We start from the raw sequence: 13,529 nt of genomic DNA, 5'->3' as shown, positions 1-13,529 counted from the left end.
CTGACATCTCAGACGCGGGCGCCCTCCGCCGACCGCGGCCGGGGCGGACGGGCGCGGCTCCGGCGCGTCCGGTCCTCAGCCGGGCGGCGCCCCCGAGGTCCGGCCCGACCCGACCCGCGTCCGCGCGTCCAGGACCCGGCTGAGCAGGGCGGCCGCGTGGAGCATGGCCGCGCCCCGCGCGGTCAGCCTGCCCTGCCAGTCCTCCAGGGCGCCGGCCAGGGTGTCGGCGCCCCCCGCCGTCCGGATCCGCTCGACCACCGCGGCGATGTGCCCCAGGGGGTGGCCCCCGCGCCGGAGGAGGTGGGCCAGCTCGGCGTCGCGGACGTCGTGCGGGCCGAACACGCGGTAACCGGTGGAGGGGTCGCGCCCGGGGGCGAGGATGCCGGCGGCCTCCCAGTTGCGCAGGGTCGCCGGGGTGACGCCCAGGCGGCGCGCGAGCGCGCCGACGGTGCGGGTCCCGGTGTCCGCCGTCGGCTCAGGAGCGGCGCCGGCCCGCCCCGCCAGGCGGCCGACCGCCTCCCGCACCGCGGCGAGGGTCTCCCGGTCGCGGAGCAGCTGGAGGTGGCCCCGGTCGATGGCCTCCAGGGCGTCCTCGGTCCGGCCGTCGTGGAGCGCCCGCATGATCCTGCCCGCGGACGGGTACCCGTGGGCCGGGACCAGGGCGAGGTAGGCGCGCAGGGCCGCCGCGTGCGCCTCGGTGTAGACCCGGTAGCCGCTGGGGGTCCGCTCTGCGGGCGGCAGGAACCCGTCCCGCTCGTAGTTGCGTACCGCCTGGGTCGAGATACCGTGCTCGTGCGCGAGGTCGGATGGTCGCATCGTGTTCCCTGGTTGGAGACTTTTCCGGAGATCTGCGCGGCGGGGCCGGCCGAGGTCTCAACGGTTCTTTCGAGGATAGGGCGAAGGCGCCGGGACCGGGCGCAGGGGGTTCCCCCTCCGCGCCCCGCACCGCCGCCGGAGACCCGGGACGGCCGGTAGGCCTTCCGCGCCCAGGTCCGCGCCGCCCTGGGTGGAGGAGACGGGCGGGCCGGGGCCGTTCGGCACCTGCCGGGGACGGCGGGGCGTGGGACAATCGGCGCATGAGCCTCGTTCCGGCCGCGACACGGGCCCTGCGGCTGCTCCGGTTCCTGGCGGCGCGCCCCGGTCCGGTGTCCGCCTCGGCCATCGCCGCCGGGCTCGGCCTCCCGCGCTCCAGCGTCTACCAGCTGCTGGAGGCCATGGCGGAGGAGGGGTTCGTGACCCACCTTCCGGAGGAGCGCCGCTGGGGCCTCGGCGTGGCGGCGTTCGAGATCGGCTCCGCCTATCTGCGCCACGACGGCGTGGAACGGCTGGCCCGCCCCCTGCTGCACCAGCTCACCGAGAGCACCGGCGCGACCGCCCACCTGGGCGTGCTGCACGGGGCCGACACCCTGTACCTGCTCAAGGAGCAGCCGCCGCACGCCGCGCCGCTGATCACCGGGGTGGGGGTGCGCCTGCCCGCGCACCTGACCGCGTCGGGGCGGGCGATGCTGGCGCGCCTGCCGCGCGCCCAGGTGCGTGCCCTGTACCCCGACGCGGCGGCGTTCACCGACCGCACCGGGCGCGGGCCGACCACCCCCGGGGAGCTGCGGCGGCTCCTGGAGCAGGAGCGGCGCCAGGGCTGGTCCATCGAGGACGGCCAGGTCACCGAGGGGTTCGTGTCGGTGGCGGCGGCGGCCTCGGACCACAACGGCCACCCCGCCGCGGCGATCAGCCTGACGGTCCCGAGCGCGCGACCGGTGACCCCGCAGGCGCTCGCCGGGAGGGCGCGCGACGCCGCCGCGGAGCTGACCCGGCGGCTGGACGGGCGCGCCTCACCGTAGCGGCGGGGTCCGCTCCACGACGGAGGGCAGCGGCGCGGTGCGCTCCACCATCCGCAGGATCCGCTCCTTGTGCTCCTTGGGCACCTGCACGTAGAACTGCGTGGGCGCGTCCACCGGGTCCAGTCCGAGGCTCTCGGCGGTCTCCGCCCAGCTCGGCAGCTCGGTCCCGGTGCGGTGGGTGTCGAGCACGAACTCGATGAAGTACGTCAGCCGGCGCCCGCCCGTGTGCACCTCGCGGACGCGGCGGATCTCGGGCCACGCGATGAACGTCCCCTCGCCCGGGAACCACCACTTGCGCTCCTGGAGGACCGTGACGCCGTCGCTGTCGGCGCTGATGCCCTGGCGGGTGATGCGCTGGGGCAGGCCCCGCACCATGAGGAGGTTGCTCCCCGGTCCGACGAAGAGCATGGTCAGGCCGGCCACCGCCCACAGCGAGACCGAGCCGACCGTGGTCTCCTCGCGCAGCACGTGCCAGACCATGGATCCCAGGACGACCAGGAAGCCCAGGGTGAGGGCGCCCGAGAAGTACGCGGCGGTCATCCACATCCGCGTGTTGGGGCCGCGCAGGCTGACGTACCGGCGCAGGTGCGAGACACCGCCGGGGGGCTGGGTCAGGTCCGAGGGGATGCCCCGCGCCGCAGGGGGCACGTCCGCGTTTTCGGGGGAGGCCATGCCCCCATTCTTCCAACTCTTTCGGGTGCTCCGTGCGGCGCGACCCCCTGGAACGGGCCCGGCGGTGGCCGCGCCCGGCCAATCCCGCCAAAGTCCGGGCGGCCGGGGCGGCAGCCCACTAGAGTCCGGTCCATGAGGCCCAACGCGAACGAGTACGAGACCGAGCTGCGGCTCAACGGCGAGGTCATCGTCCTCGACGGCATGCCCTACCAGGGCCGCACCGTGCTTCCGGAGGGGCCGGAGCAGTTCGCTCCCCTGGAGCGCTGGGCCAAGGGGGTGGCCGAGACGCTGGGAGAGCCGGTGACCTGGCGTGCCATGGAGAAGGGCGAGCTCGCCGGACGCGGAACCGTGCAGCCCGGTCCCGGGGCTCAGAACCGCCGGGCGCTCTGAGCCCCGCACTTGGCGCACTGGAACTTGCGGTCGTCGCCGAGAATCCAGTCGTGGTCCCCACCGGTAGGACACGCTGACATCGACACCATCTCCTCAAGGGGCTTCGGGGGTGTGCGTGGCGATCACCCTATGTCCCACCAGCCACATCAGTCCCGAGAATGAGAGAGTTGTTCCCTTCTTCATGTCTAAGGAGGGTTTTCAGTCGACCTGGCCCGAATTTCACCACTCTCCGACTTTAAGCACACACGCTCCGTGACAGCGGAGGTCTTCCGGGCGAGAGGGGCCGGCCGCGAGCGCCGCGGCGGCCGCGAACGCGGGAAGGGGCCCGTCGCGACGGCGACGGACCCCTTCCGCGAGGTCTTCGGGACCCCGGCCTAGTTCTGCGCGGCGGCGGCCCTCATGTGGGCCTCGACCACGGCGCGGTCGGCACGCAGCTTGGCGAGGGCCTCGTTCAGGATGAGCTTGCCCTCCTCCTCGCTGCGGCGCTCCTTCACATACGCCAGGTGGGTCTTGTAGGGCTCGGTGCGCGGCGGTGAGGGGGGGTTCGCCTTGTCCTTGCCCGCGGGGAAGCCGCAGCGCGGGCAGTCCCACTCGTCGGGAACCAGAGCTTCGCTCGCGAAACTGGGCACGACCTCGTGCAGGTTCGCGCAGTAGAACGGAACCCGCACGCGCGGGGCTGCCTCGCCCCGCTCCGCCTCGCCCATCGGGCCGGCTCCGACACGGCTGCCACGGATGGCACTGCCACTACCCACGAAAAACTCCTTCAGCGAACTGGCCCACCGGATGATCGGGCGAGCTTGACTGTGGACTGGGGGCGCCCCGCGGCTCGCGGGTCACATGCCCCGGTTGATCAGCAGGCCGAGAACGACGATCGAGAGGATCCACGCCACCGCGATGACGATGGTCATCCGGTCCAGGTTGCGTTCGACCACCGAGGATCCGCCGAGCGAGGACGTGACGCCACCGCCGAACATGTCGGAGAGGCCGCCGCCCTTGCCCTTGTGCATGAGCACCAGGAGGACCAACAGCACGCTGAGAAGCATCACGAAGATGGACAGACCGAGGATCACACGCTCACCCGTAGCTCGACCCCGCAGCGGGGGGATGGAAACCTCGATCCCCCATTTCCCGCCCGTACCGGCGGCGGCGCCGCGGCACCGGGCCTGTACGGAGAAGGGGAAGGAGGAGACCGGGGACAATTTCGGATTTTACCGTGCCTTGGCGGCACGGGTGGGGAAACCGCGAGGCACGGAGAACCCCACAGCGAAGTCTAGCCCGACCGGCGGACCTGTCGGGCACTCCGCCCGTCACCGTTCGACATCGAAGGGTGACGGGCGGGACGGCACGAGGCGCCCGGGGACTACTTCTCGCCGAAGCGGATCACCTTGACGAACTCGTCCGCCTTGAGGCACGCGCCGCCGACCAGGGCGCCGTCGACGTCGTCCTCGGCCATGATGCCGGGGGCGTTGTCGCCCTTGACCGAGCCGCCGTAGAGCACGCGCACCGCGCCCGCGACCTCGGGCGAGTAGAGCTCGGCCAGGCGGGCGCGGATCGCCGCGCACACCTCCTGGGCGTCCCCGGGGGTGGCGACCTCTCCGGTGCCGATGGCCCACACGGGCTCGTAGGCGACCACGATCCGCTCGGCCTGCTCGGCCGTGACCTCCTTGAGGGCGCCGTCCAGCTGGGCCAGGACGTGCTCGACCTGCTGTCCCGCCTTGCGGACCTCCAGGCCCTCCCCGACGCACAGGATCGGCACGATGCCGTGCCTGTAGGCCGCCTTCACCTTGGCGTTGACCAGGGCGTCGTCCTCGTTGTGGTACTCGCGGCGCTCGGAGTGGCCCACCAGCACGTAGGAGCAGTCGAGCTTGGCGAGCATGGCGCCGGAGATCTCACCGGTGTAGGCGCCCTTGTCCTGCGCGGAGATGTCCTGTGCGCCGTAGCCGATCTTGAGCTTGTCGCCGTCGACCAGCGTCTGGACGCTGCGCAGGTCGGTGAACGGCGGCAGGACGACGACCTCGGCGTTGTCGTAGTCCTTGTCGTTCAGCCCGAACGCCAGCTTCTGGACGAGCGCGATGGCCTCCAGGTGGTTGTTGTTCATCTTCCAGTTGCCCGCGATGAGCGGCAGGCGCTTGGCCATGTTCGTACTTCCTGTCTGGGAGGGATCGGGTCGGTGGCCGACCGTGTGCGTCGGCCTTCCGGGGGCGCGGTCCTACCGGAGGGCGTCGATGCCCGGCAGGTCCTTGCCCTCCAGGTACTCCAGGCTGGCGCCCCCGCCGGTGGAGATGTGGCCGAAGGCCTCCTCGTCGAAGCCCAGCGCGCGCACGGCCGCGGCGGAGTCCCCGCCGCCGACCACGGTGAACGCGTCCGAGTCGACCAGGGCCCGGGCCAGGGCACGGGTGCCGCCCGCGTACGGCTCCATCTCGAAGACGCCCATCGGGCCGTTCCAGAACACGGTCCTGGCGTCGGCCAGCTTCCCGGCGAAGAGCTCCTGGCTCCTCGGGCCGATGTCCAGGCCCATCCGGTCGGCCGGGATGGCCTCGACGTCGACCGGGGCGTGCGGGGCGTCGGCGGCGAACTTCTCGGCCGCGACGACGTCGACGGGCAGGACGATCTCCACGCCCTCGCGCTCGGCGCGCTCCAGGTAGCCGCGCACGGTGTCGAGCTGGTCGGCCTCCAGCAGGCTGGAGCCGACCTCGTAGCCCTTGGCCTTGAGGAACGTGAACACCATGCCGCCGCCGATGAGGATGCGGTCCGCGGTGCCCAGCAGGTTGTCGATGACGCCGAGCTTGTCGGAGACCTTGGAGCCGCCCAGGACCACCGCGTAGGGGCGCCGGGGGTCGGCTGTGAGCGTGCGCAGGACCTCGACCTCGGTCAGGACGAGCCCGCCGACGGCGTGCGGGAGCTTGCCGGGGAGGTCGTAGACGCTGGCGTGCTTGCGGTGCACGGCGCCGAAGGCGTCGCCGACGTACAGCTCGGCGAGCTCGGCGAAGCGGTCGGCGAGCTCGCCCCGCTCGGCGTCGTCCTTGCTGGTCTCCCCGGGCTCGAAGCGCACGTTCTCCAGCAGCGCGACCCCGCCGTCCCGGAGGGAGGCGGCGGTCGCCCGGGCGGACTCGCCCGCGGTGTCGGCGGCGAAGGCCACCTCGGCGCCCAGCAGTTCGCCCAGCCGGGCGGCGACCGGCCGCAGGGAGTAGCGGGGGTCCGGGGCGCCCTTGGGGCGGCCCAGGTGCGCGGCGACGATGACGCGGGCGCCGCGCTCACGGAGCTTGACGATGGTCGGCAGGGCCGCGCGGATGCGACCGTCGTCGGTGATGCGTTCTCCGTCCAGGGGCACGTTCAGGTCGGCCCGGACGAACACGCGCTTGCCGGAGACGTCGAGGTCGTCGATCGTCCGCATGCTGGTCTCCTCGTTGGGGTGTGGTCTGCTCTGTCCCGGACGGTACGGCCGGGGGGTGCTCACGACGGCACCCCTCCGCGCGCACTGCGGGCGAAGGGGTGCCGTCTCACGCGCCGGTGGCCAGGGGGCCGGGGCGTTACAGGCTGGAGCCGACCAGCTTGGCCAGGTCGGCGAGGCGGTTGGAGTAACCCCACTCGTTGTCGTACCAGCCGAGGATCTTGACCTGGTTGCCCGCGACCATCGTCATCTTCGAGTCGAAGGTGCAGGAGGGCGGGGTGCCGACGATGTCGGACGAGACGATCTCGTCCTCGGTGTAGACCAGGACGTCCTTGAGCGGGCCCTCGGCCGCGGCCTTGAACGCGGCGTTGACCTCGTCCTTGGTGGCCGGGCGCTCCAGGGTGACGACCAGGTCGGTGGCGGAGCCGTCCGGGACGGGGACGCGCATGGCCATGCCGTCCAGCTTGCCCGCGAGCTCGGGGATGACCAGGGCGGTGGCCTTGGCGGCGCCGGTGGTGGTCGGGATGATGTTCTGCGCGGCCGCGCGGGCACGACGCAGGTCCGAGTGCGGGAAGTCCAGGATGACCTGGTCGTTGGTGTACGCGTGCACCGTGGTCATCAGGCCCTGGACGATGCCGAAGCTGTCCAGGAGCACCTTCGCCATGGGCGCCACGCAGTTGGTGGTGCAGGAGGCGTTGGAGATGACGTGGTGGCTCGCGGGGTCGTACTTGTCGTCGTTGACGCCCATCACGACGGTCAGGTCCTCGCCCTTGGCGGGCGCGGAGATGATGACCTTCTTGGCGCCCGCGGCGATGTGCTTCTTGGCGTCCTCGGCCTTGGTGAAGCGGCCGGTGGACTCGATGACGACGTCCACGCCGAGGTCGGACCAGGGCAGCTGGGCCGGGTCGCGCTCGGCGAGGACCTTGATGTTCTTGTCGCCGACGCGGATGAAGTCGTCACCGACCTCGACGTCGCCGTCGAGGGTGCCGAGCACGGTGTCGTACTTGAGCAGGTGCGCGAGCGTCTTGGTGTCGGTGAGGTCGTTGACCGCGACGATTTCGATGTCGCTGCCGCCGGCGGCGACCGCGCGCCAGAAGTTGCGGCCGATCCGACCGAAGCCGTTGACGCCTACACGGATGGTCACGGAACCAATCTCCTCATATGTCGCACATCAGTTTCACCCGCGCGTTCGCACACTCCCGGGGAAACCGGACTGGTACAGCCCGACCCAACCGTGTTGAACAGCGTGAACGCGTAACAGGTGTTCACAAAGAGCCTAGCGGAATGTCGACGGGGAGCCGTTCCGACCCCGCGTCCAGCGACCCGCCACCCCTCGCGGGTTCGCGACCATCCTGACATCGCAAAGCTAAGAGGTCTATACCATTTTCGGAAGTTATCCGGGAGTTTTCCCAGTTAACAAAGCCGAACATCCGCATTGCGGCCCTGTTGCCGCCCTTCCCCCGCCCTGCCGGGGCTCAGGGGACGAGCATGTCCGGAGTGAGGTTGGCCTCGGTCCCCTCGATGCCCAGGTCGCTCGCCCGCTTGTCGGCCATCGCGAGGAGCCTGCGGATGCGGCCGGCGATGGCGTCCTTGGTCAGCGGCGGAACGGACAGCTGGCCCAGCTCCTCCAGCGACGCCTGCTTGTGCGCCAGGCGCAGCTGGCCCGCCGCGACGAGGTGCTTGGGCGCCTCGTCCCCCAGGATCTCCAGGGCCCGCTCCACGCGCGCCCCGGCCGCGACCGCCGCACGCGCGCTGCGCCGCAGGTTGGCGTCGTCGAAGTTGGCCAGGCGGTTCGCGGTCGCCCGCACCTCCCGCCTCATCCGGCGCTCCTCCCACGCCAGCACGCTCTGGTGCGCGCCCAGCAGGGTCAGGAGGGCGCCGATGGAGTCGCCGTCGCGGACCACCACGCGGTCGACTCCGCGCACCTCCCGCGCCTTGGCGTGCACCTTGAGGCGGCGGGCGGCGCCGACCAGCGCCAGCGCGGCCTCCGGCCCGGGGCAGGTGACCTCCAGGGACATCGACCTGCCCGGCTCGGTCAGGGAGCCGTGCGCGATGAACGCGCCCCGCCACGCCGACTCGGAGTCGCAGGCCCCTCCCGCCACCACGTGCCGGGGCAGGCCCCGCACCGGGCGGCCGTTGTTGTCCACCAGGCCCGTCTGGCGGGCCAGGGACTCGCCGTCCTTGATCACCCGCACCACGTACCGGTTGCCCTTGCGCAGCCCGCTCGGGGAGAGCACGACCACCTCGGACTCGTGTCCGAACACCTCCGAGATGTCCTTGCGCAGACGCCGCGCGGCCGCACCGGTGTCGAGCTCGGCCTCGATCACGATCCGCCCGCCCACCAGGTGCAGTCCCCCGGTGAAACGCAGGATGGTGGACACCTCCGCCTTGCGGCAGCATGGCTTGAGAATGGCCAGACGGCTCAACTCATCCTTCACCACGCCGGTCATCGCCATCGCTGCGATCCTCCCCTTGGAACAGCCCGAACCGGCACCGCGCGCTCGGTACCGGGGATGCGCCCCCGCGGGCTGGCCGCCGGGGACTTTCTCCGAGGCAGACTACGTTACGGGACGCTCGGTGCCGACCCCCGGACGGCGTGTCGCCCCCTCGCCCTCCCTCCCCGCCGGGGTGCTGTCGGCCTTCGTGTCGGTGTGGGGTCAATTGCCCCCCGCCCCCGGCAGGAGCTCCTCCAAGCGGTCGCGCAGGACGACGGCGTGGTTGTGCTCCGCGTCCTTCGCGGCGTACAGGAGCGTGACCGGCCCCCGGCGGGCGGCGTCGAGGATCGGCGACAGCGCGTCGGGGCGCGAGTCCAGCTCCGCCCGGTAGCGCTCGGCGAACTCGCGGAAGCGCTCCGGGTCGTGGCCGAACCAGGCGCGCAGCCCACTGCTCGGAGCCGCCTCCCGGACCCAGCGGACGCCCTCCATGGAGGCCTTGCCCACCCCGCGCGGCCACAGCCGGTCCACGAGGAAGCGGGGTCCCGGAGGTTTCCCGCCGCCCCGGTCCCGCACCTCGTCGTAGACGCGCTCCAGGTACACGTTCCGTTCGGCCATGACGCCGGTCTTCCCCGGCCGGCGGCCGGGGGAACCCGTCAGTCGACCAGGATCCGCTCGAAGGCCGCCGCCAGCAGCTCGGCGTCGTGGCGGGGGCTGCCGTCGGAGCGCGACAGGTCGCCCAGTTCCAGGCGTCCGCCCAGCTCACGCGTGACCGCCCGCAGCGGCTCCGCGTCGTCGACGGTGCCGCGGTCGGCCAGCACCACGTCCACCCCCAGCTTGGGGGCGTGCTCGCGCAGGACCTCCAGGTAGGTCTCGGGCCGGAAGTCGTCGGTCTCGCCCCTCTGCGGGGACAGGTTGAGGGTCACCAGCCGCCGCGCCCGGGTGGTGACCAGCGCGTGGGCCAGATCGGGGACCAGCAGGTGCGGGAGCACGCTCGTGAACCAGGACCCGGGGCCGAACACGATCCAGTCGGCCTCGCGCACCGCCTTGACGGCCTGCGGGCTCGCGGGCGGGGCCTCGGGGATCAGGGAGACGGAGCGCACCCGGCCGCTGGTGCTGGCGCACGCCACCTGCCCGCGCACCGTCGTCAGCTCGTCGGGCCGCTCCGGGTCCAGGCCCGAGACCTCGGCGGCGATCTCCAGCGGGACCGAGGACATCGGCAGGACCCTGCCGTGGGCGCCGAGCAGCTGCCCGACCCAGTCCAGTCCGGCGACGGAGTCGCCCAGGAGTTCCCACAGGGCCACGATGAGCAGGTTGCCCACGGCGTGGCCGTGCAGCTCGCCCTCCGAGCTGAACCGGTGCTGGAGCACCTGGCTCCAGGTGTGGCCCCACTCGTCGTCCCCGCACAGGGCGGCGAGCGCCATGCGCAGGTCACCGGGCGGGAGGACCCCCAGCTCCTGCCGGAGCCGACCGCTGGAACCACCGTCGTCGGCGACCGTGACGACCGCCGTCACGTCGGTGGTCACCCTTCGCAGGGCGGAGAGGGAGGCGTGCAGCCCGTGCCCCCCGCCCAGCGCGACCACCCGGGGTGGGCGCGGCCCGTCCCCGTCCGGCCCGGTGCTTCTCGCCATGGCTGTGGCCTGCCCCCTCGTCCCGACTGCAGCGGACGCGCCGGACCGTGCCGCCGAGGACGGCGGGCAGCAGGTCGGCACACGCCCCCGGTCCGCCGGCGTCCCGTCCGCGCGGGGAACGGCACCAGCGGTGACCGGGCCAATCTAGGGGAAGACGCCCCTCTTGGCGATTCGGTTGACCCGCCCTGCCGCCCCCGGGCGCGCGACCGGCCCGGTTCCGGCCGGCCGTCCGTCCCCGCGCGTGTCCCCTCCCCTACTCCCGGCCCACGTCGCGGTGCACGACGTGCACGTCCACCCCCTGTCCGCGCAGCCGGTCGGCGAACTGCTCGGCCATGGCCACGCTCCGGTGCTTGCCGCCGGTACAGCCCACCGCGAGGGTCATGTAGTGCTTGCCCTCGCGCTGGTATCCGGCGATGGTCAGCCTGAGGACCTCCGAGTACGCCTCCAGCATCTCCTTGGCCCCGTCCTGGGACAGCACGTAGTCGCTCACCGGCGCGTCGCGGCCGTTCATGGGCCTGAGCTCCGGCACCCAGTGGGGGTTGGGGAGGAAACGGCAGTCGAGGACGAGGTCGGCGTCCACGGGGAGCCCGTGCTTGAAGCCGAAGGAGACCACGTTGGCGCGCGGCCGGGACTCGTCGCTCTCCCCGAAGAAGCCGATCACCCGCGCCTTGAGCTGGTGCACGTTGAGCTGAGAGGTGTCGATGACCAGGTCCGCCTCGCCGCGGACGGCGAGCAGCGTCTCGCGCTCGCGCGCGATGCCGTCGGTCAGGCGGCCGTCGCCCTGGAGCGGGTGCGGCCTGCGCACCCCCTCGAAGCGGCGGACCAGGGCGTCGTCCCCCGCCTCCAGGTAGAGCACCCGTGCGACGATGTCGCGCTTGCGCAGCTCCTCCACCGTGGACAGCAGGTCCTCGGTGAAGGCCAGTGAGCGCACGTCCACGACCACCGCGACCCGGGGGACCGCCCCGTGCGTGCGGCCGGCCAGCTCGATCATCGTGGGCAGAAGGCCCGGTGGCAGGTTGTCCACCACGAACCAGTCCAGGTCCTCCAGGGCCCTGGCCGCCGTGCTGCGGCCCGCACCGGACATCCCGGTGACGATGACCACCTCGGGCGGCAGCTCCCCGCCCAGTTCGACCGTCATGTGTCTCCTTCCCCGTCAGTGGTGTCTCCTGCTGAGGCCCCGTCACCCTCCCCGCCCCGTCCGGCGGGGCCGCCGGACAGGTGCGCGTGCACGGTCTCGGCCAGCTTGGGGCCGATGCCGGGCACGTTCGCGATCTCCTCGGCCGAGGCCGAGGCAAGTCTCTTCACCGAGCCGAACTCCTTGATCAGGGCGGACCTTCGCGCCGGGCCCAGCCCGGGGAGCTCGTCCAGGCTGCTGCCGGTCAGGGCCTTGGCCCGCTTCTGCCGGTGGTAGGCGATGGCGAAGCGGTGCGCCTCGTCGCGCAGCCGCTGGAGCAGGTACAGGCCCTCCCCGGTGCGCGGCAGGATCACCGGGTCCTCGTCGCCGGGCAGCCACACCTCCTCCAGGCGCTTGGCCAGGCCGCAGACGGCGACGTCCTCGATGCCGAGCTCGTCCAGCGCGCGGCGCGCCGCCTCGGCCTGGGGCCTTGCTCCGTCCACCACCACCAGGTTAGGCGGGTAGGCGAACTTCCCGGGTGACGGTTCGTCGTCGGTCCGGTGACCACCGGGCTCGCCGGTCTCGCCCATCCGGGCGACCTCGCCGCTCCTGGAGCTCTCCTCCAGGTAGCGGCGGAACCGCCGCCTGACCACCTCGTACATGGCGGCGACGTCGTGCTGCTCGCGGTCGCCCTCCCCGCTGCCGCGGATGGAGAAGCGGCGGTACTCCGACTTGCGCGCCAGCCCGTCCTCGAACACCACCATGGAGGCGACCACGTGCTCCCCCTGGAGGTTGGAGATGTCGTAGCACTCGATGCGCAGCGGGGCCTCGGCGAGGTCGAGGGCCTCCTGGATCTCGTTGAGGGCGCGGCTGCGCGTGCTCAGGTCCCCCGCCCGGTGGGTCTTGTGCCGGGCGAGCGCCTCCCTGGCGTTCTTCTCGACCGTCTCCATGAGGGACTTCTTGTCCCCCCTCCGCGGCACCCGCAGGTCGACGGCGGAGCCCCGGTGCCCGGAGAGCCAGGCGGCCAGCGCCTCGGGGTCGGCGGGCTCGTGCGAGACCAGGACCTCGCGCGGCACGGCGGTGCCGGTGCCCGCGCTCTCGTCCGTGCCCTCGGCCGCGCCGTAGAGCTGGCCCAGGAACGTCCGCATGAGCTCGGCGGGGCCGGCGTCGGTGACCTTGTCCACCACGTAGCCGCGCTGCCCGCGGATGCGGCCGCCGCGCACGTGGAAGATCTGCGCCGCCGCCTCCAGCGGGTCGTCGGCCATGGCGATGACATCGCAGTCGGTGGAGTCGGGCAGGACGACGGCCTGCTTCTCCAGGGCGGCGCGCAGGGCCTCGATGTCGTCGCGGATGCGCGCGGCGCGCTCGTACTCCATCTCCCCTGCGGCCTCCCTCATCCGCGCCTCCAGCTCGCGGATGAACCGCCCGGTGTCCCCGGCCAGGAAGGAGCAGAAGTCGTCGGCGAGCTCGCGGTGCTCCTCCGGGGTGGCCTTGCCCACGCACGGCGCGACGCACTTGCCGATGTAGCCGAGCAGGCACGGGCGGCCGCTGTTGCGCGCGCCGCGGAACACCCCCGCCGAGCAGGTGCGCACCGGGAAGACCCGCAGCAGCAGGTCGACCGTCTCGCGGATGGCCCAGGCGTGGGAGTAGGGGCCGAAGTAGCGCACCCCCTTGCGCTTGGCGCCGCGCATGACCTGGACGCGGGGGAACTCCTCGTTGAGGGTCACCGCCAGGTAGGGGTAGCTCTTGTCGTCGCGGTACTTGACGTTGAACCGGGGGTTGTACTGCTTGATCCAGGAGTACTCCAGCTGGAGCGCCTCGACCTCGGTCCCGACGACGGTCCAGTCGACGTCGGCCGCGGTGGAGACCATCTGCTGGGTGCGCGGGTGCAGCCCCGCGAAGTCCCGGAAGTAGGAGGAGAGGCGGGGCCGGAGGCTCTTGGCCTTGCCGACGTAGATGACCTGCCCCGACGCGTCCCTGAACCGGTAGACGCCCGGCGAGGTCGGAATGGATCCGGGTGCGGGACGCAGGTGAGGAGTCACAGCCATGACCCCATTCTGG

At 72.4% G+C, this 13,529-nt stretch carries 14 protein-coding genes; 2 read left to right on the top strand and 12 right to left on the bottom strand.

Going from position 1 to position 13,529, the window contains the following annotated elements; genetic code table 11:
• Positions 1 to 75: 75 nt before the first annotated feature.
• The gene (locus ACQPYD_RS08990; protein ID WP_433700545.1) at positions 76 to 816 is read right to left on the bottom strand and encodes a MerR family DNA-binding transcriptional regulator; all 741 of its coding nucleotides are present in this window, start codon (positions 814 to 816) and stop codon (positions 76 to 78) included.
• Positions 817 to 1,076: 260 nt separating this feature from the next.
• Here ACQPYD_RS08990 and ACQPYD_RS08985 point away from each other — a divergent pair, with 260 nt between their 5' ends.
• Positions 1,077 to 1,838, top strand: coding sequence for an IclR family transcriptional regulator (locus ACQPYD_RS08985; RefSeq protein WP_433700544.1), 762 nt, complete (start codon positions 1,077 to 1,079; stop codon positions 1,836 to 1,838).
• On the opposite strand, the gene ACQPYD_RS08980 is transcribed toward ACQPYD_RS08985, so the two are convergent.
• A complete protein-coding gene (locus ACQPYD_RS08980; protein WP_433700543.1) occupies positions 1,830 to 2,510 on the bottom strand; it encodes a hypothetical protein in 681 nt (226 codons plus the stop codon). The genes ACQPYD_RS08985 and ACQPYD_RS08980 overlap by 9 nt on opposite strands.
• Before the next feature lie 132 nt (positions 2,511 to 2,642).
• Here ACQPYD_RS08980 and ACQPYD_RS08975 point away from each other — a divergent pair, with 132 nt between their 5' ends.
• Entirely contained in the window at positions 2,643 to 2,900 is a 258-nt protein-coding gene (locus ACQPYD_RS08975; RefSeq protein WP_330157184.1) for a hypothetical protein, read from the top strand.
• A 374-nt stretch (positions 2,901 to 3,274) separates the two neighbouring features.
• Here the strand turns inward: ACQPYD_RS08975 and ACQPYD_RS08970 are convergent, their stop codons facing one another.
• The 10 genes from ACQPYD_RS08970 to uvrC form a co-directional block, all read right to left on the bottom strand.
• Positions 3,275 to 3,652, bottom strand: a complete 378-nt coding sequence (locus ACQPYD_RS08970; RefSeq protein WP_433700542.1) for an RNA polymerase-binding protein RbpA — start codon at positions 3,650 to 3,652, stop codon at positions 3,275 to 3,277.
• Positions 3,653 to 3,733: 81 nt separating this feature from the next.
• Positions 3,734 to 3,970: a preprotein translocase subunit SecG gene (gene secG, locus ACQPYD_RS08965; RefSeq protein ID WP_267948988.1), complete on the bottom strand. Its 237-nt coding sequence runs from the start codon at positions 3,968 to 3,970 to the stop codon at positions 3,734 to 3,736.
• 290 nt (positions 3,971 to 4,260) lie between these two features.
• Positions 4,261 to 5,037, bottom strand: coding sequence for a triose-phosphate isomerase (tpiA, locus tag ACQPYD_RS08960; protein WP_355013410.1), 777 nt, complete (start codon positions 5,035 to 5,037; stop codon positions 4,261 to 4,263).
• A 72-nt stretch (positions 5,038 to 5,109) separates the two neighbouring features.
• Positions 5,110 to 6,294, bottom strand: a complete 1,185-nt coding sequence (locus ACQPYD_RS08955) for a phosphoglycerate kinase (protein ID WP_433700541.1) — start codon at positions 6,292 to 6,294, stop codon at positions 5,110 to 5,112.
• Between the two features lie 136 nt (positions 6,295 to 6,430).
• Positions 6,431 to 7,435: a type I glyceraldehyde-3-phosphate dehydrogenase gene (gene gap, locus ACQPYD_RS08950; protein WP_267948985.1), complete on the bottom strand. Its 1,005-nt coding sequence runs from the start codon at positions 7,433 to 7,435 to the stop codon at positions 6,431 to 6,433.
• 331 nt (positions 7,436 to 7,766) lie between these two features.
• Positions 7,767 to 8,747 carry a DNA-binding protein WhiA gene (whiA, locus tag ACQPYD_RS08945; RefSeq protein ID WP_267948984.1) on the bottom strand — a complete coding sequence of 327 codons (981 nt, stop codon included), beginning with the start codon at positions 8,745 to 8,747 and terminating at the stop codon, positions 7,767 to 7,769.
• Positions 8,748 to 8,948: 201 nt separating this feature from the next.
• Positions 8,949 to 9,341, bottom strand: coding sequence for a DUF488 domain-containing protein (locus ACQPYD_RS08940; RefSeq protein ID WP_433700540.1), 393 nt, complete (start codon positions 9,339 to 9,341; stop codon positions 8,949 to 8,951).
• A gap of 38 nt (positions 9,342 to 9,379) precedes the next feature.
• Positions 9,380 to 10,354: a gluconeogenesis factor YvcK family protein gene (locus tag ACQPYD_RS08935; protein ID WP_433700539.1), complete on the bottom strand. Its 975-nt coding sequence runs from the start codon at positions 10,352 to 10,354 to the stop codon at positions 9,380 to 9,382.
• A gap of 253 nt (positions 10,355 to 10,607) precedes the next feature.
• Entirely contained in the window at positions 10,608 to 11,492 is an 885-nt protein-coding gene (rapZ, locus tag ACQPYD_RS08930) for an RNase adapter RapZ (RefSeq protein WP_267948981.1), read from the bottom strand.
• Positions 11,489 to 13,516, bottom strand: a complete 2,028-nt coding sequence (gene uvrC / locus ACQPYD_RS08925; protein ID WP_433700538.1) for an excinuclease ABC subunit UvrC — start codon at positions 13,514 to 13,516, stop codon at positions 11,489 to 11,491. Before uvrC ends, rapZ begins: the two co-directional genes overlap by 4 nt.
• Positions 13,517 to 13,529 lie beyond the last annotated feature (13 nt).

The organism is Nocardiopsis sp. CA-288880 (assembly GCF_050955985.1).
Lineage (GTDB): Bacteria > Actinomycetota > Actinomycetes > Streptosporangiales > Streptosporangiaceae > Nocardiopsis > Nocardiopsis tropica.
The sequence above is the reverse complement of the archived record's forward strand: the minus strand, read 5'-3'. Positions and strand labels throughout refer to the sequence as shown.

What these genes read in the sequence shown, in the direction of transcription:
- ACQPYD_RS08980 (WP_433700543.1), bottom strand. Translation starts at nt 2,510, where the DNA reads ATGGCCTCCCCCGAAAACGCGGACGTGCCCCCTGCGGCGCGGGGCATC.
- tpiA (WP_355013410.1), bottom strand. Translation starts at nt 5,037, where the DNA reads ATGGCCAAGCGCCTGCCGCTCATCGCGGGCAACTGGAAGATGAACAAC.
- ACQPYD_RS08990 (WP_433700545.1), bottom strand. Translation starts at nt 816, where the DNA reads ATGCGACCATCCGACCTCGCGCACGAGCACGGTATCTCGACCCAGGCG.
- whiA (WP_267948984.1), bottom strand. Translation starts at nt 8,747, where the DNA reads ATGGCGATGACCGGCGTGGTGAAGGATGAGTTGAGCCGTCTGGCCATT.
- rapZ (WP_267948981.1), bottom strand. Translation starts at nt 11,492, where the DNA reads ATGACGGTCGAACTGGGCGGGGAGCTGCCGCCCGAGGTGGTCATCGTC.
- uvrC (WP_433700538.1), bottom strand. Translation starts at nt 13,516, where the DNA reads ATGGCTGTGACTCCTCACCTGCGTCCCGCACCCGGATCCATTCCGACC.
- ACQPYD_RS08975 (WP_330157184.1), top strand. Translation starts at nt 2,643, where the DNA reads ATGAGGCCCAACGCGAACGAGTACGAGACCGAGCTGCGGCTCAACGGC.
- ACQPYD_RS08985 (WP_433700544.1), top strand. Translation starts at nt 1,077, where the DNA reads ATGAGCCTCGTTCCGGCCGCGACACGGGCCCTGCGGCTGCTCCGGTTC.
- ACQPYD_RS08935 (WP_433700539.1), bottom strand. Translation starts at nt 10,354, where the DNA reads ATGGCGAGAAGCACCGGGCCGGACGGGGACGGGCCGCGCCCACCCCGG.
- ACQPYD_RS08940 (WP_433700540.1), bottom strand. Translation starts at nt 9,341, where the DNA reads ATGGCCGAACGGAACGTGTACCTGGAGCGCGTCTACGACGAGGTGCGG.
- ACQPYD_RS08955 (WP_433700541.1), bottom strand. Translation starts at nt 6,294, where the DNA reads ATGCGGACGATCGACGACCTCGACGTCTCCGGCAAGCGCGTGTTCGTC.